This is a genomic window from Belnapia arida (assembly GCF_016773205.1).
Lineage (GTDB): Bacteria > Pseudomonadota > Alphaproteobacteria > Acetobacterales > Acetobacteraceae > Belnapia > Belnapia arida.
In genome coordinates this window covers 279,387-293,880 of record NZ_JAETWB010000004.1, presented here as the reverse complement: position 1 = coordinate 293,880, position 14,494 = coordinate 279,387, and the positions used below count along the sequence as shown (strand labels likewise).

The 14,494-nt window shown below is 71.5% G+C and carries 17 protein-coding genes; 8 read left to right on the top strand and 9 right to left on the bottom strand.

Annotated elements, in window-relative coordinates; translation table 11 throughout:
* Window positions 1-132 precede the first annotated feature (132 nt).
* The gene (locus JMJ56_RS13105) at window positions 133-1,110 is read left to right on the top strand and encodes a Bug family tripartite tricarboxylate transporter substrate binding protein (RefSeq protein ID WP_202832207.1); all 978 of its coding nucleotides are present in this window, start codon (window positions 133-135) and stop codon (window positions 1,108-1,110) included.
* Between the two features lie 23 nt (window positions 1,111-1,133).
* Window positions 1,134-2,048: a DMT family transporter gene (locus JMJ56_RS13100; RefSeq protein WP_202832206.1), complete on the top strand. Its 915-nt coding sequence runs from the start codon at window positions 1,134-1,136 to the stop codon at window positions 2,046-2,048.
* A 56-nt stretch (window positions 2,049-2,104) separates the two neighbouring features.
* Here JMJ56_RS13100 and JMJ56_RS13095 read toward each other — a convergent pair whose 3' ends face one another.
* Window positions 2,105-3,124 carry an enoyl-CoA hydratase/isomerase family protein gene (locus JMJ56_RS13095; RefSeq protein ID WP_202832205.1) on the bottom strand — a complete coding sequence of 340 codons (1,020 nt, stop codon included), beginning with the start codon at window positions 3,122-3,124 and terminating at the stop codon, window positions 2,105-2,107.
* Window positions 3,125-3,231: 107 nt separating this feature from the next.
* Here JMJ56_RS13095 and JMJ56_RS13090 point away from each other — a divergent pair, with 107 nt between their 5' ends.
* Window positions 3,232-3,747 (top strand): pyridoxamine 5'-phosphate oxidase family protein, encoded by a 516-nt coding sequence (locus JMJ56_RS13090; RefSeq protein WP_043359180.1) that lies wholly within the window; start codon window positions 3,232-3,234, stop codon window positions 3,745-3,747.
* 38 nt (window positions 3,748-3,785) lie between these two features.
* On the opposite strand, the gene JMJ56_RS13085 is transcribed toward JMJ56_RS13090, so the two are convergent.
* The 4 genes from JMJ56_RS13085 to JMJ56_RS13070 all read right to left on the bottom strand — a co-directional run bounded on the left by JMJ56_RS13085 (window position 3,786) and on the right by JMJ56_RS13070 (window position 6,731).
* The gene (locus JMJ56_RS13085; RefSeq protein ID WP_202832204.1) at window positions 3,786-4,664 is read right to left on the bottom strand and encodes a 3-hydroxybutyryl-CoA dehydrogenase; all 879 of its coding nucleotides are present in this window, start codon (window positions 4,662-4,664) and stop codon (window positions 3,786-3,788) included.
* 3 nt (window positions 4,665-4,667) lie between these two features.
* On the bottom strand, window positions 4,668-5,597 hold the full coding sequence (locus JMJ56_RS13080; RefSeq protein WP_202832203.1) for an electron transfer flavoprotein subunit alpha/FixB family protein: 930 nt from the start codon (window positions 5,595-5,597) through the stop codon (window positions 4,668-4,670).
* A gap of 2 nt (window positions 5,598-5,599) precedes the next feature.
* Window positions 5,600-6,349 (bottom strand): electron transfer flavoprotein subunit beta/FixA family protein, encoded by a 750-nt coding sequence (locus JMJ56_RS13075; protein ID WP_043359185.1) that lies wholly within the window; start codon window positions 6,347-6,349, stop codon window positions 5,600-5,602.
* A gap of 187 nt (window positions 6,350-6,536) precedes the next feature.
* Window positions 6,537-6,731, bottom strand: coding sequence for a twin transmembrane helix small protein (locus JMJ56_RS13070; protein ID WP_202832202.1), 195 nt, complete (start codon window positions 6,729-6,731; stop codon window positions 6,537-6,539).
* A gap of 86 nt (window positions 6,732-6,817) precedes the next feature.
* On the opposite strand from JMJ56_RS13070, the gene JMJ56_RS13065 reads away from it, so the two are divergent.
* The 4 genes from JMJ56_RS13065 to JMJ56_RS13050 all read left to right on the top strand — a co-directional run bounded on the left by JMJ56_RS13065 (window position 6,818) and on the right by JMJ56_RS13050 (window position 11,509).
* On the top strand, window positions 6,818-9,310 hold the full coding sequence (locus JMJ56_RS13065; protein ID WP_202832201.1) for a mechanosensitive ion channel domain-containing protein: 2,493 nt from the start codon (window positions 6,818-6,820) through the stop codon (window positions 9,308-9,310).
* A 62-nt stretch (window positions 9,311-9,372) separates the two neighbouring features.
* Window positions 9,373-10,365 (top strand): Vgb family protein, encoded by a 993-nt coding sequence (locus JMJ56_RS13060; RefSeq protein ID WP_202832200.1) that lies wholly within the window; start codon window positions 9,373-9,375, stop codon window positions 10,363-10,365.
* Window positions 10,362-10,727, top strand: a complete 366-nt coding sequence (locus tag JMJ56_RS13055; RefSeq protein ID WP_202832199.1) for a c-type cytochrome — start codon at window positions 10,362-10,364, stop codon at window positions 10,725-10,727. The genes JMJ56_RS13060 and JMJ56_RS13055 overlap by 4 nt, the downstream gene beginning before the upstream one ends.
* Before the next feature lie 56 nt (window positions 10,728-10,783).
* A complete protein-coding gene (locus JMJ56_RS13050) occupies window positions 10,784-11,509 on the top strand; it encodes a DUF305 domain-containing protein (protein ID WP_202832198.1) in 726 nt (241 codons plus the stop codon).
* Here JMJ56_RS13050 and JMJ56_RS13045 read toward each other — a convergent pair.
* From JMJ56_RS13045 to JMJ56_RS13035, 3 genes are read right to left on the bottom strand one after another with little or no spacing between them, the layout of a single operon-like run.
* Window positions 11,503-11,805 carry an AzlD family protein gene (locus JMJ56_RS13045; RefSeq protein ID WP_202832197.1) on the bottom strand — a complete coding sequence of 101 codons (303 nt, stop codon included), beginning with the start codon at window positions 11,803-11,805 and terminating at the stop codon, window positions 11,503-11,505. The genes JMJ56_RS13050 and JMJ56_RS13045 overlap by 7 nt on opposite strands.
* A complete protein-coding gene (locus tag JMJ56_RS13040; RefSeq protein ID WP_328702371.1) occupies window positions 11,802-12,512 on the bottom strand; it encodes an AzlC family ABC transporter permease in 711 nt (236 codons plus the stop codon). Before JMJ56_RS13040 ends, JMJ56_RS13045 begins: the two co-directional genes overlap by 4 nt.
* Complete coding sequence (locus JMJ56_RS13035; RefSeq protein ID WP_202832196.1) at window positions 12,509-13,135, bottom strand: NeuD/PglB/VioB family sugar acetyltransferase; 627 nt, start codon at window positions 13,133-13,135, stop codon at window positions 12,509-12,511. Before JMJ56_RS13035 ends, JMJ56_RS13040 begins: the two co-directional genes overlap by 4 nt.
* Window positions 13,136-13,226: 91 nt before the next feature.
* Between JMJ56_RS13035 and JMJ56_RS13030 the strand changes: the two genes are divergently transcribed.
* Entirely contained in the window at window positions 13,227-13,445 is a 219-nt protein-coding gene (locus JMJ56_RS13030) for a hypothetical protein (RefSeq protein ID WP_202832195.1), read from the top strand.
* Between the two features lie 20 nt (window positions 13,446-13,465).
* On the opposite strand, the gene JMJ56_RS13025 is transcribed toward JMJ56_RS13030, so the two are convergent.
* Window positions 13,466-14,440, bottom strand: coding sequence for a ketopantoate reductase family protein (locus JMJ56_RS13025; protein WP_202832194.1), 975 nt, complete (start codon window positions 14,438-14,440; stop codon window positions 13,466-13,468).
* Window positions 14,441-14,494: the final 54 nt, after the last annotated feature.

Here is a 14,494-nt window from a genome sequence, read left to right as displayed (position 1 = left end):
TCTGGCGCACGCTGCACTCCATGCACCGCTTCGTCGCAGGCCGCGCCCGCATCCCAAGGTGGATGGAGCCGGCATGACTCGTCTGATTAATCATTTCGCGCCATGCTCCCGGCAAATCCCGGGAGAAACTCCATGACGCGCATCACCCGCCGCTCGGCGCTCGCCAGCCTGCTCGCCACCCCCGCCCTGGCCCAGGCCGAGTGGCGCCCGAGCCAGCCCATCCGCATCGTCGTCCCGGCCGCCCCCGGTGGCACCGCCGATATCAGTGCCCGCCTGCTCGCCCCCTATCTGCAGAGCCATTACGGCCAGAACTGCGTGGTCGAGAACCGCTCCGGCGCCGGCGGCGTCATCGGCACCTCGGAGATCGTGCGCGCCGCCCCCGACGGGCTGAACCTGCTGCTCGGCAACATCGGCCCGCAGGCCATCGGCCTCTCGCTCTACCGCAGCCTGCCCTACGACCGCACCAGCCTGCTCCCCGTCGCCGGCACCGTGCGCGGCCCCAACGTGCTGGTCGTCCACCCCTCCGTCCCGGCGAACACGCTGCCCGAGTTCGTCGCCCATCTGAAGGCGAACCCCGGCAAGCTCTCCTTCGGCTCCCCCGGCGTCGGCCAGTCGCCGCATCTCACCGGCGTCTGGTTCAACCAGGCAACGGGGACGGAGGCCATCCACATCCCCTTCCGCGGCGCCGGCCCGGCGGCGGTGGAGCTGGTCGCCGGCAACATCCAGTACATGTGGGACAACCTGACGAGCGGCATCCAGCAGATCAGGGCCGGCCGCGTCCGGGCGCTGGCCGTCAGCAGCGCCGACCGCAACTTCACCCTCCCGGACATCCCCGCCGCACGCGAGACGATGCCGGAGCTGGCGCAGTTCGACGTCAACACCTGGTTCGGCATCTTCGTCCCCGCCGCCACGCCCCGCCCCATCGCCGAGGCCCTCAACCGCGCCATGAAATCCTGGCACGAGACGGAGGAGGTAAAGGCCCGCTGGCGCGAGATGGGCGGCGTCTCGCTCTACGGCTCGCTCGAGCAGTACGCCGCCTTCGTCAACGGCGAGATCGAGAAGTGGGGACAGGTCATCCGCAAGGAGGGGCTGCAGCTTGACGCGGGCTGAGGCTCGCCGCAGCCTCGTCCGCAATGATTCTCTCGCCGCTCTGGCTGCCGGTGACCCTGGCCGCCGCGCTGTTCCAGACCTGGCGCACGGCCATGCAGCAGCGGCTGCGCGGCCAGCTCTCCGTCAATGCCGCGGCGGTGGTGCGCTACCTCTACGGCGTGCCGGTCGGGGCCCTGCTGCTGGGCCTCTACCTGCTGCTCTTCGACGGCACGCTGCCGCCGCCGACCCTCGCCTTCCTTGCCTTCGCCGCCGCCGGCGGGCTCGGCCAGATCCTCGGCACCAACCTGCTGATCATGTCCTTCGGCCATCGCGGCTTCGCCGTCGGCACGGCCTATGCGAAGACCGAGGCGGTGCAGGGCGCCGTCCTCGCCCTCATCCTGCTCGGCGAGCGCATCTCGGCCCTCGCCTGGTGCGGCATCGGCATCGGGGTGGCCGGCGTGCTCTGGCTCTCGCTCGCCGGCCGCACCGCCTCATGGCGGGAGCTGGCCCGCGCCACCGTGCAGCCGGCCGCCGTCTGCGGCCTCGCCTCGGGCTTCTTCTTCGCCCTCACCAGCGTCCTCATCAAGAGCGCCAACCTGGCGCTGCCCGGCGAGGACCCGGTGCTGCGTGCCCTGGCAACGCTGGTGGCGGCCAACATCATGCAGACCGTCATGCAGGGCAGCTGGCTGCTGGCGAGGGAGCCGGCGCAGTTCCGCGCGGTCTTCGCCACCTGGCGGACCAGCGCCCAGGTCGGCGCCCTCTCCGCCTGCGGCTCGGCCTGCTGGTTCACCGCCTTCGCCCTGGCCCCGGTGGCACTGGTGCGCGCCGTCGGCCAAGTGGAAATCCTGATGACCCTGCTCTTCAGCCGCTTCTACCTGCGCGAGCAGCCGACCCGTGCCGAGGTGCTCGGCGCGCTGACCGTCGTCGCCGGCGTGGTGCTGGTGCTGGTCGGCCGCTAGCGCCCGCCGGGCCAACGATTTGCGCCCCGCGTGCTTCCACCCGGGGCAGTCGCAGGCTAGCCCTCGAACATCGCGGCGATCGCGGCTGGGTCGACCTCCTCGATCGTCGCCGGGGTCCAGTGGGGCGTGCTGCCCTTGTCGACGAGCACGCTGCGCACCCCCTCGCGGAAATCCGGGTGCCGGTTCACGACGCTGCGGGTGAGCGCCAGCTCCATCTCCAGGCACTCGTCGAGCGTGGCGCCGGCTCCGCGCCGCAGCAGCTCGAGCGAGACCGAGAGGCTGGTCGGCGACATTCGCCGGAGAATCTTGATCTGCTCCGCCGCCCAGTCGGTCCCCTCGGCCTCCAGCGCCGCCAGGATCGCGGGCATGGTGTCGCGCCCGAAGCAGCGCTCGATCGCCGCGCGATGCGGCGCGAAACCGGCCTCCGGCGGCGCCTCGGCGAAGCGCTCGACTACCGATGCATCGCCGCCGAGCAGCGCCTCACGCAGCGCCGGCAGATTGGCCTTCGGCACGAAATGGCTGGCGAGCCCCGCCGCCACCGCATCGCCGCCGCGCAGCCGCGCGCCGGTCAGCGCCAGCCAGGTGCCGACCGCCCCCGGCAGCTTCGGCAGGACGTGGCTGGTGCCGACATCGGGGAAGAGGGCGATCGCCGTCTCCGGCATCGCCAGCAGCGCCGCCTCGGTGACGACCACCGGCCGGCCATGCAACGAGATGCCGATGCCGCCCCCCATGCAGACGCCGTCGATCAGCGAGACCCAGGGCTTCGCCAGCGTGGCGATGCCGCGGTTCACCGCATATTCCTCGGCGAAGAAGGACTCGATGGCGGCCGCATCGCCCGCGATCGCCTGCTCGCGCACCCGACGCACATCGCCGCCGGCACAGAAGGCCTTGCCGCCCGCGCCCTCGACGATGAAGAGCTTGACCTCCGGGTCTGCGCCCCAGATGTCGAGCGCCGACTGGAAGCCGCGGATCATGGCGAGGTCGAGCGCATTCAGCGTCTTCGGCCGGTTCATCAGCAGGGTCGCGGCGGCGCCCTCGCGGCGGGCAATGATGGTAGGCTCGGCGGCGTCGCTCACGCGGGTTTCCTCGGTCATGCCCGCGGAGGCTATGCCGTGGGCAAGCCGCCTGCAACCGGCCGCCGCCCAACTCGTTGGTCCCCCGATATCCCGAAACGGAGGCTACCATGCCGGAAACCCGCAGCGATGCCGAGGCCAAGCGCAAGGTCTGGGAAATGATCAAGGACATCGACGTGACCATGATGGTCACGCAGGACGGCGAAGGCCGCTTCCGCGGCCGGCCGATGCGCGCGGTCAACAAGGAGTTCGACGGCGTGCTTTGGTTCTTCGCCAGCGCCGGCAGCCCGGTGACCGGCGAGGCCAAGGATGACGGCCGCGTCCTCCTCGCCTTCTCCGACCCCAGCAGCCAGAACTACGTCTCCATCTACGGCATGGCCGAGGTGGTGAAGGACGTGGCGAAGCAGAAGGCGCTCTGGAGCGAGCCGCTGCGCGTGTGGTTCCCGGCCGGTGCCGAGGACCCTAAGATCGAGCTGATCCGCGTTGAATGTCAGGGCGCCGAGTACTGGGACAGCCCGAGTAGCACGCTTGTCCATGCCTATGGCTACATCAAGGCCGTCACGACCGGCGAGCCGCCGCATCCCGGCGAAAACGACAAGGTCGACTTCACCAAGAAGGCCGGATGAGGCGCCATGGCCGGGCGGCAAACCGCCCGGCCTTCGCCCTACCGCGTCGGCGTCGGCGGGTTGGTCGAGTAGTCGTAGAAGCCGCGGCCAGACTTGCGGCCGAGCCAGCCCGCCTCGACGTATTTGGCAAGCAGCGGACAGGGCCGGTACTTCGGGTCACCCAGCCCCTCATGCAGTACCTTGAGCACGCTGTAGAGCGTGTCGAGGCCGACGAAGTCGCTGAGCTCCAGCGGCCCCATCGGGTGGTTGGCGCCGAGCTTCATGCCGGCATCGATCGCCGCCACGTCGCCGACACCCTCCATCAGCGCGAAGATCGCCTCGTTCAGCATCGGGCAAAGGATGCGGTTGACGACGAAGGCCGGGTAGTCGGCCGCCGCCACCACCGTCTTGCCCATCCGCTCGGCGAGCGCCGTGACGGCAGCGACGGTCGCATCCTCCGTGGCGAGGCCGCTGATGACCTCAACCAACTTCATCATCGGCACCGGGTTGAAGAAGTGCATGCCGACGAAGCGGCCCGGCCGGTCCGTCGCCGCGCCGAGGCGGGTAATGGGGATCGAAGACGTATTGCTGGCGAGGATCGCATCCGCCCTGAGGATCGGGCAGACACTCGCAAAAATCTTCTTCTTGATCTCCTCGTTCTCGGTCGCCGCCTCGATGACGAGATCGCAGTCGGCGAAGGCGGCGTAGTCGGTGCCGGAGGAGATGCGCCCCAGCGCCTCCTCCTTGGCTCCGGCCGCGATGCCACCCTTCGAGGCCTGGCGGTCGAGGTTCTTGCCGATGGTCGCCAAAGCCTTCTCGAGCGCCGCCGGGTTCACGTCGACCAGCGCGACCGGCACGCCGGAGAGGGCCGCGACATGCGCGATGCCGTTGCCCATCAGCCCGGCGCCGATGACGCCGAGCTTCTTGACCTCCGCCATGGCCTACTTCTTCGCCAGCTCGGACTCGAATTCCGGCATGACCTTGAACAGGTCGCCGACCAGGCCGTAATCGGCCACCGAGAAGATCGGCGCCTCCTCGTCCTTGTTGATGGCGACGATGACCTTGCTGTCCTTCATCCCCGCCAGATGCTGGATGGCGCCCGAGATGCCGACGGCGATGTAGAGGTCGGGAGCCACGATCTTGCCGGTCTGGCCGACCTGATGGTCGTTCGGCGCATAGCCGGCATCGACCGCGGCGCGGGAGGCGCCGACCGCGGCGCCGAGCTTGTCGGCCACGCTCTCGATGATGTGGAAATTCTCCGCCGAGCCCATGGCGCGACCGCCGGAGACGACGACCTTCGCTGCCGTCAGCTCCGGCCGCTCGGACTTGGCGATCTCGGCGCCGAGGAAGTTGGACAGGCCGGGGTCCTCGCCCTTCGGCGCGGCCTCGACGGCGGCGCTGCCGCCCTCGGCGGCGGCCGGGTCGAAGCTCGCGGCACGGACGGTGATGACCTTCTTCGGGTCGGCCGACTTCACCGTCGCCAGCGCGTTGCCGGCATAGATCGGACGGACGAAGGTGTCGGCATCGACGACGTCGGCGATGTCCGAGATCACCTGCACGTCGAGCAGGGCGGCGAGGCGCGGCATCACGTTCTTGCCGGCGGCCGAGGCCGGGGCCAGCAGGTGGGAATACTCGGGCGCCATCGCGACCAGCAGGGCGGCCAGCGGCTCGGCGAGGCCATTGGCGTAGAGCACGTCCTCGGTATGGAGGACCTTCGCCACGCCGGCGACCTTGGCGGCGCTGTCGGCCGCGGTGCGTGGGCCGAGGACCAGCACCGTCACGTCGCCGAGCTTGCTTGCCGCCGCGACGGCACTGCGGGTCGGCTGCGTCACCGCCGACCCGTCATGGTCGGCCAGAACCAGGACTGCCATGGTCAGATCACCTTCGCTTCGTTGCGCAGCTTCTCGACGAGTTCCTGCACCGAACCGACCTTCTTGCCGGCTTGGCGCTTCGGCGGCTCCTCCACCTTGAGCACCGTGAGGCGCGGCGAGACATCGACGCCGAGATCGGCCGGCTTCAGCGTCTCGATCGGCTTCTTGCGCGCCTTCATGATGTTGGGCAGCGAGGCGTAGCGCGGCTCGTTCAAACGGAGATCGGTGGTGACGATCGCCGGCAGCTTGAGCTGCAGGCGCTCAAGGCCGCCATCGACCTCGCGTGTCACCTTAATGCCGCCATCGGCGGGCTCGACCTTCGAGGCGTAAGTGCCCTGCGGCCAGCCGAGCAGCGCCGCCAGCATCTGGCCGGTGGCGTTCATGTCGTCGTCGATCGCCTGCTTGCCGAGGATGACGAGGTCCGGGCTCTCCTTGGCGATAACGGCCTTGAGCAGCTTGGCCACCGCCAGCGGCTCCAGGATGCCGTCATGCTCAATCAGGATGCCGCGATCGGCACCCATGGCCAGCGCGGTGCGGATCTGCTCCTGGCAGGCGGTCGGGCCGGCGGAGACGGCGATGATCTCGGTCGCCGCACCCTTCTCCTTCAGGCGCACCGCTTCCTCGACGGCAATCTCGTCGAAGGGGTTCATCGACATCTTGACGTTTGCGGTCTCGACGCCGGTATGATCCGCCTTGACGCGGACCTTCACGTTGTAATCGACGACCCGCTTGACGGGGACGAGGAGCTTCATCGCCTCTGCCGTTTCCTGCGTGCTGTTGATGATTCCCCCGGCGCCCCGTACGGGCGGCGGAGCCGATCACGGGGGCATGGCACGACCCTATCCCCCGGACCGATACGTCAGCGGGGGAGCACCCCCGAAAATTCCGCGGCAAAATAGGTCGGCCCGGCGCACCCTGTCAAAGCGGCCCGGCCCGCTGCTAGCCGCGGGAAACCGCAAGCAGCAGGGCAAATAGCAGCAGCGTGATGCCCTGGATCACCACGCGCCAGCGCATCAGGAGGTTGGAGCGTTCCCCACTGCCGTCGCCCCGCGCCAGGCCGAGCATGCCGGCAAAGAGCGTGCCGAGGGTCGCCAGCATGCCAAGGGCGACCAGGATGGTCAGGATGGTCTTCATCCCTCCCAGGTAAACGCTTTACTGCGGGTTACAATGCCGCGCTCAACGCTTGACCCGGGCCGGGGGATGGGGTTGCTGCCGGCCCCATGAGCTTGTTCCGCATCATCCCTGTGCTGCTGCTCCTGCTCGCAGGCCCTGCCCTGGCCCAGGCACCCGCGCCCCAGGCACGGCCGGCCGCAGCCCCGGCCAGCCTCAATGCCGAGGATATCGACCGGTTGACCTCGCTGCTGCAGGACCCGGGCCGCCGGGCGGAATTCCTGCGCACGCTGGAGGCGCTGGCGGCGGCCAGCCGGGCCAATGGGGGGACCGCCGGCGAGGGGTCCCTGCCGCAGGCCGGGCGCGCCGCGGCACCGGCGGCGGCCGATCCGGCGCCGAACCCCGCTTCCACCCCGGCCGGCGAGGCCGCACGGGCCGAGGCGGACGGGGCGGAAGCGAGCCCGCCCCAAGGGGCGGGTCAGGCGGCGAAGCCCGCCGCCCCACCCGCCGCGCCGGCGCCTTCCCCCGCCCCGGCGGCCGATGCCGCGCCGGCCGAGCCGCTGATCGCGCCCAATACGGTCGGCGCGCAGCTGCTGACGGGCCTTTCCGGCCGGATCGGCGCCATGGCCGACAGCCTGCTCGATGCGGTCCGCTCCATGGCGGACCTGCCGGCGCTGTGGGAAGCGACGGTGCAGCTCGCGGCCGACCCGGTGGCGCAGACCCGCATGCTGGACGCGGCCTGGAAGCTGCTGCTGCTGATCGGGCTCGGCCTGGTGGCGGAAGCGATGGTCACCCGTGCCTTCGGGCGGCTGCGGCGCTGGCTGGATGCCGCGGCGCCGCGCGAGCACGAGAAATGGACCTGGCTGAAGCGCATGCCGCTGGTGCTGCTGCGCCTGCTGCTCGACCTGCTACCGATCGCCGCGTTCGGGCTCACGGTCTACGGGCTGTTCGGGCTGGTGAAGCCGCTACCGACCACGCGGCTGGTCGGGCTGATGATTGCCCATGTCTATATGGGCTCGCGCACGGCCTATGCCCTGGCGCGGGCGCTGCTCTCGCCGGCCTCCAACCACCTGCGGCTGATCCCCTGCTCGCAGCAGGCGGCGGCGGCCAGCATCGGCTGGCTGCGGCGGCTGATGCTGGTCGGCGTCGGCGGCTATGTGGTGGCCGAGGCGGGGCTGTTCCTGGGCCTGCCCTGGGCGGCCTACGACGCCATCATCAACGTCACCCTGCTGGTCAACTCGATGCTGCTGGTGCGGCTGGTGCTGCAGCAGCGCGAGGCGGTGGCCTCCGTGCTGCGCGCCTCGCCGCTGGAGCCGGGCGAGACGCCGGACCGCACGCGCCTGGTGCTGCGCGGCCTGCGCAACCGGCTGGCCGAGATCTGGCACGTCATGGTCATCCTCTGGCTGGTGGCCGGCTGGATGGTCTGGGCGCTGGCGCTGGAGAACGGCTTCCAGCGGCTGGCCTGGGGCACGGCGCTGACGCTGCTGGTCGTCGGCGTCGCCAAGGCGCTGGACGAGGGCTTCATCCGCCTCACCGACCGGCTGCTCGATCCGACGCATGACCTGGCGAAGCGCTGGCCCGGCCTGCCGGCGCGGGCGGCGACCTATGTGCCGCCGGTCCGCGCCGCCGTCTCCGTGGTGATCGGCGCGGCGGCGACGGTGCTGCTGCTGGAGACCTGGGGGCTCGGCGCGCTGGCCTGGTTCCGTGACGGGACGCTCGGCAACCGGCTGGTGCAGACGCTGTTCAACATCGCCTGCACGCTGCTGCTGGCGCTGGTGGTGTGGGAAGTGGCCAACTCCTCCATCCAGCGGCGGTTGACGCGCCTCGCACGCGACAGCCATGCCGCCCGCAGCGCCCGGGTGCGGACGCTGCTGCCGATGCTGCGGACGGTGCTCGGGGTCTTCATCCTCGTCTTCGTCGTGCTGAACGCGCTGTCGCAGCTCGGGCTCAACGTGGCGCCGCTGCTGGCCGGCGCCGGCGTCGTCGGCCTCGCCATCGGCTTCGGCTCGCAGACGCTGGTGAAGGACGTCATCACCGGCGTCTTCCTGCTGCTTGAGGACGCCGTCGCGGTGGGCGACGTGGTCAATGTCGGCGGCAAGGGGGGCGTGGTTGAGCATCTCTCGATCCGCTCGATCAAGCTGCGGGATGGCGACGGGTCGATCCACATCGTGCCCTTCTCGACGGTCACGACCGTGACCAACAGCACCCGCGACTTCGCCTTCGCCATGGTCGACATCCTGGTCGCCTACGAGACGGACACCGACCGGGCCGGGGCGGCGATCAAGGAGATCGTCGCCGAGATGCGGAGTGAGGCACGGTTCAAGACGGCGATCCGAGACGAGTTCGACTTCTGGGGCGTCGACAGCCTGGGCCAGGTAGGCGTGCAGATCCGTGGGCGCGTCCGCACCGAGCCGACGCAGCGCTGGCCGGTGCAGCGCGAGATGATGCGGCGGGTGAAGCGGCGTTTCTACGAGATGGGCATCAACATACCGCACCAGCCGCTGGGGCCGCTGGAACGTTCGGCCAAGCCGCCGGAGGAGGCGGAGGACGAGGCGCCGCCCAAGGCGCCGGCGAAGAAGGGCGAGGCGAAGGCGGCGGAATAGAAGTTCGGCACGGTCGCTGCCGGGTGTTAGCATTACCTTCGCGCAATCCGGAGGTTGGAACGATGCAGCGTCGTGAACTCCTTGCCCTGGGCACCGGCCTCGCCCTGGCTGCGGGCCGTGCCGCGGCCGCGGTACCGCCCGGCTTTCGCCTCACCTGGTTCGATGCGACGACACCGGGCAGCAGCCGCGTCGGCTCCCGCGACGTGACGGCGGCGGGGGACGGGACGATGTGGTTCTGCGGCCAGCGCAACGGCACGCTGAATCGGCTCAACCCGCGCGACGGCTCGATCCGCGTGGTGAGGCTCGGCGAGGGGGCGGCACCGCATGGCGTCATCCGTGGGCCGGACGGGGCAGCCTGGGTGACGGAGGGCGGGCAGAACGCCATCGCCCGGGTCGATCCCGCCGACCACAGGGTGCAGCTCTGGCGGCTGCCGGAGCGCTTCGCCAACGCCAACCTCAATACCGGCGTCTTCGACCGGCAGGGGCTCTATTGGTTCACCGGGCAGAACGGCGTCTATGGCCGCCTCGACCCGAAGCGGGAGGCGATGCAGGTCTGGGAGGCGCCGCGCGGCCCTGGCGCCTATGGCATCACCCGGACGCCTCAGGGCGGGCTCTGGTATGTCTCGCTCGCCGGCAACCATCTGGCGCAGATCGAGGACCCGGAGACCGGGCGGGTGCGGATCGTCGAGCCGCCGACGCCGGGCCAGGGGGCGCGCCGCGTCTGGTCCGACAGCGCCGGGCGGCTCTGGATCAGCGAGTGGAACAGCGGCAACGTCTCCATGCACGACCCACGCGACGGGTCCTGGAAGGTCTGGCGCCTGCCGGGGCAGCGGCCGCGGGCCTATTCGGTCTGGGTGGACCCGTCGGACAAGGTCTGGCTGACGGACTTCGCCGCCAATGCGGTGGTGCGATTCGACCCGGCGGATGAGAGCTTCCTGTCCTTTCCCTCGGACCGGGCGGGCGCGAATATCCGCCAGATGGACGGCGTGCCGGGCGAGGCCTGGGGCGGCGAGAGCGGCACGGACCGAATCCTTCGCATCCAGTACGGGTTGTGAGGCGGCTGCTCCCGGCCCTCCTGTCGCTCGCCCTGCCGGCTGCGGCGGCGGAGGGCGAGGCGGTGTTCCGGGGTCATTGCGCCAATTGCCATGCCGTGACGGCAGGGGCACCGGCCGGGCCGGGGCCCAACCTCGCCGGGGTGGACGGACGGCGGGTTGGCGGCGATCCGGGCTTCGACTACTCGCCGGTGCTGCAGGCGGCGGGCGAGGCCGGGCAGCGCTGGGACGCGGCGATGCTGGAGCGCTTCCTCGCCGATCCGGAGGCGATGTTCCCCGGCCTCTGGATGGGCGCCAACGGGCTGCGCGAGGCAACCGACCGGTCCGCGGTGGCGCGCTACCTGGCGGAGCGGCGCACCCCTTGACCTTCCCACCATGGGAAGACCTATCTCCGTGGTCCTTCGAGAAGAGGAGGACCGTCATGCGTTCCCTGTACGCGGTGCTGGCCGGGATTGGCCTCGCCCTGCTCGCCGCCCCGCCGGCCCGGGCGGCGATCGAGGAAGGCTACGTGCCGGGCGGCGCGCCGGTGCCGACCACTTGGTACGGCTCCGCCGATGCCGCGACGATCCAGGCTGACCGGGACTACATCCGCGGCATGCAGCCCCATCATGCCGGGGCGCTGACCATGGCGCGGGACTACCTCGCCGACCCCGAGGCGCGGAGCCCGGCGCTGCGGCGGCTGGCGGAGGCGATCATGCGCAACCAGAGCTTCGAGATCGGGCTGCTCGACGACGTGGCGCGCAACCTCGACCGGCCGCCGCTGCGGCTGGGGGTGGGGCCGTTCAGCCTCGCCCTGCAGCCGATGGCGACCGAGGGGATGGCGCAGCGGCAGGGCTTCATGCGCTCGCCGATCCCGGGCGTGCTCGATGCCGCGGGCCCGGTTTCGGTGCGCGACGTGCAGTTCGCCAAGGCGATGACGGTGCATCACCAGGCGGCGCTCGACATGGCGCGGGCCTACCAGACCAATCCCGCGGCGCGGAACGGCTTCCTGGCGCTGATGAATGTCGACATCGTCACCGACCAGAGCCAGGAGATCGCGCTGATGCGGGCGGTGACGGCCGCCTACCAGGGCGATGCGGCGACGGTGGCGGTGGAGCCCGGCATGGTCCACGGGATGGAGGGCATGGCGCACCACCACCATCATTGAAGGGCCTGGATCGCCCAGAGCACGCCGACGCCGGTGAGGATCGACAGCGCCATTCGCCCGAACCGCGCCTGGACCAGCAGTGCCGATCCGCCGGCGACCCAGGCGGGCCAGCCGCCCTGGGCCAGCGCCGGAGCGAGGAAGGCGACGAAGATGGCGCCCGGCAAATGCTGCAGCATCGCCTGGACAAAGGGCGGCGGCCGGGTCACCCGGAGGATGGCATAGCCCCCGGCGCGGCAAAGGAAGGTTGCCGCCACCATGCCGAGGATGGCGGCCAGCACGTCCCAGCGGAGGGTCATGCGCGGCCTCGGTTACGATGCCGGTCCAACGCCGCGCCCGTCGCGGCGCCGCCGAGCGCGCCGGCCAGCACCGGCCAGGGCGCGCCGAGGCCGAGCCCCTGGGCGCAGAGCGCCAAAAGTCCGGCGACGCACCAGGGGAAGACATCCGACCAACCGCGCCAGAGCGGCACCAGGATCGACATCAGCGCGGCGACCGAGGCGAAGAAAACCGGATGATCCGGCGGCAGCCGCACCGCGGCGCCGAAGGCATGGCCGAGGAGGGTCGTCACCATCCAGACCGCCCACATGGCGAGGCTGGCGCCGAGCAGGAAGGCGGCGTCGCGCCGGCCGGCCCTGATCTCCGCCACCATCAGGGCGAAGGAATTGTCGACCAGCACGGCCAGCGTGCCCCAGAGGCGGAGGCCGCTCAGCCGGTCGAGCGCCGGGGCGAGGGCGGCGCCCATCGGCGCCAGGCGGAGGTTGATGACGAGGCAGGCAAGGGTCGCGGCGAGGATCGGCGCCGGGTCGGACCAGAGCTGCAGGGCGACGAGCTGCGAGGTGCCAGCGAAGACGAGGGCGCTCATCAGCAGCGTCTCCAGCAGGGAGAGGCCCTTGGCATCGGCCGCCATGCCGACAACCAGGCCGAAGGGGGCGAGGCCGAGGGTCAGGCCGAGCGCAGTCAGGGCGCCGCGGCGGAAGCCGGCGCGGGTGAAGGTGGCGGGCGTCACGCGAGCGGCTTCGCGGGCACGCCGCCCACCCGGACGCCGTCGGGGATGTCGGCGATGACGGCGGCGCCGGTGCCGATCACCGCATCGGCGCCGATGGAGACATAGGGGCGGCAGGCGGCACCGGCGCCGACCTGGCTGCGCGGCCCCACCCGGACGCCGCCGGCCAGCACCGCGCCGGGGCCGATATGCGCCGCCTCGCCCACCGCCGTGTCGTGCTCGAGGATGGCGCCGGTGTTGACGATGGCGAGGCGCCCGACCTCGGCCAGCGCGCCCAGCACGGCGCGCGGCAGCACCACCGCGCCGGGGCCGATGCGGGCGCTGCGGGCGACGATGGCCGAGGGATGGAGCAGCGGCGGCAGGGTGAAGCCCATCGCCTCCAGCCGGGCGGCGGCGGCGAGGCGGGCGACGGCATCGCCGATCGCCACGCAGGCGAGGCGTGTGCCGCCCGCCAGCAGGCCGGGCAGCGCCGATTCGTCCCCCAGGACGGGAAGGCCGAGCATCTCCCTGGCGCAGGGGGCGGCATCGACCAGACCGGCGAGTTCGATGGCGGGCAGGTCGCGGGCCAGTTCGATCAGCGCCCGGCCGTGCCCGCCGGCACCGAGGATCACCAACCTGCCCTGCATCCCTGCCCTCCCCCCCCGTGGCGGCCATTGTCCCACCGGAAGGGGACGCAGGCCAGGCGAACCGGCCCCGGCGCGGCCGCGTTGACCGGGGATGACCGACGAACGCAAGACACCAGACGACGACGCCACCGAGCGGGCCAGCGGCACTATCGACCGGCCGATCGGGCCCGGCGATGCGCAGGCCGGCGACCTCAACGAGCGGGCCTCCCAACTGGGCGGGCCGATCGATGTCTTCCCCACCCGGCGAAACCGGACCGGGCTCGAGGATTGGCGCTCGACGGACGCGCCGGACGAGACGCCCAAGCAGTAGCGCCACCTGGCCGATCCGTCTCAACCCTGCCCGGACGTCCGGGTGAGCAGGCGGGTCAGGCCATGGATGGCAGCCAGCATCGGGACCGGCTGGCCGAGATGGCCGGCCAGTTCCACCAGGGCGCCGAGCACGGGGCCGAGTTCCAGCGGCCGGCCGGCCTCCAGGTCCTGCAGCATGGAGGTGCGGAAGGGGCCGAGGCGGCGGGTGATGGCCATGCGCTCCGCGATGCTCTGGCCGGTCGGCAGGCCGATGCGGTCGCCGAGAGCGGCCATCTCGCCCATCATCGCCTCGACCAGGCCGCGGATGCCGTCATCGTCCAGCATCGCCTGCATGTCGGCGCGGCAGAGCGCGCTCAGCGGGTTCATGTTGGAATTGCCCCAGAGCTTCAGCCAGACCTCGCGGCGGAGGTCGGCCGCGGACTCGGCCGGGATGCCGCCGCGGCGGAGCGCCTCGACCAGGGCGGCGAGCGGGCCGGGGTTGCGGCCGGACGGGTCGCCGTAGAGCATCCGGTCCTGCTTCATCAGGCGGATGGTGCCCGGCGCGTCCACGCGGCTGCCGACATGGGCGACGCCGCCGAGCACGCGCTCGACGGGGATGGCGCGCGCCAGGGCGCCGCCGGGATCGACGCTTTGCAGGGTGAGGCCTGCGGCGGGGCCGCCGAAGCCCTGTAGGAACCACCAGGGCATGCCGTTCTGCGTGGTGGCGACCAGGGTTCCCGGCCCGATCAGGCGCTCGATCAGCGGCAGGGCACCCGGCAGGTCGTGACTCTTGAGGCCAAGCAGGAGGAGGTCGGCCGGCGGCAGCTCCGCCGGGTCGGCGGCCGCCATGACGGGAAAGGCCTCGCGCCGGTCGCCCTCGAGAAAGACGAGGCCTTGCGAACGAAGGGCCTCGAGGCTGGCGCCGCGGGCAAGGACTGCGACGGGCCAGCCGGCGCGCGCCAGCCCCGCCGCCAGCCAGCCACCGACCGCGCCGGCACCCAGGACCGTGACCTGCATGGCATCGCCCTCCCCGCACCCTCCGAGGCTTATGGCGCATCGCAGGCGAGGGCA

Coding starts and splice junctions, on each gene's coding strand:
- JMJ56_RS13105 (WP_202832207.1), top strand. CDS start 133: ATGACGCGCATCACCCGCCGCTCGGCGCTCGCCAGCCTGCTCGCCACC.
- JMJ56_RS13100 (WP_202832206.1), top strand. CDS start 1,134: ATGATTCTCTCGCCGCTCTGGCTGCCGGTGACCCTGGCCGCCGCGCTG.
- JMJ56_RS13090 (WP_043359180.1), top strand. CDS start 3,232: ATGCCGGAAACCCGCAGCGATGCCGAGGCCAAGCGCAAGGTCTGGGAA.
- JMJ56_RS13085 (WP_202832204.1), bottom strand. CDS start 4,664: ATGGCGGAGGTCAAGAAGCTCGGCGTCATCGGCGCCGGGCTGATGGGC.
- JMJ56_RS13080 (WP_202832203.1), bottom strand. CDS start 5,597: ATGGCAGTCCTGGTTCTGGCCGACCATGACGGGTCGGCGGTGACGCAG.
- JMJ56_RS13075 (WP_043359185.1), bottom strand. CDS start 6,349: ATGAAGCTCCTCGTCCCCGTCAAGCGGGTCGTCGATTACAACGTGAAG.
- JMJ56_RS13070 (WP_202832202.1), bottom strand. CDS start 6,731: ATGAAGACCATCCTGACCATCCTGGTCGCCCTTGGCATGCTGGCGACC.
- JMJ56_RS13065 (WP_202832201.1), top strand. CDS start 6,818: ATGAGCTTGTTCCGCATCATCCCTGTGCTGCTGCTCCTGCTCGCAGGC.
- JMJ56_RS13060 (WP_202832200.1), top strand. CDS start 9,373: ATGCAGCGTCGTGAACTCCTTGCCCTGGGCACCGGCCTCGCCCTGGCT.
- JMJ56_RS13050 (WP_202832198.1), top strand. CDS start 10,784: ATGCGTTCCCTGTACGCGGTGCTGGCCGGGATTGGCCTCGCCCTGCTC.
- JMJ56_RS13045 (WP_202832197.1), bottom strand. CDS start 11,805: ATGACCCTCCGCTGGGACGTGCTGGCCGCCATCCTCGGCATGGTGGCG.
- JMJ56_RS13035 (WP_202832196.1), bottom strand. CDS start 13,135: ATGCAGGGCAGGTTGGTGATCCTCGGTGCCGGCGGGCACGGCCGGGCG.
- JMJ56_RS13030 (WP_202832195.1), top strand. CDS start 13,227: ATGACCGACGAACGCAAGACACCAGACGACGACGCCACCGAGCGGGCC.
- JMJ56_RS13025 (WP_202832194.1), bottom strand. CDS start 14,440: ATGCAGGTCACGGTCCTGGGTGCCGGCGCGGTCGGTGGCTGGCTGGCG.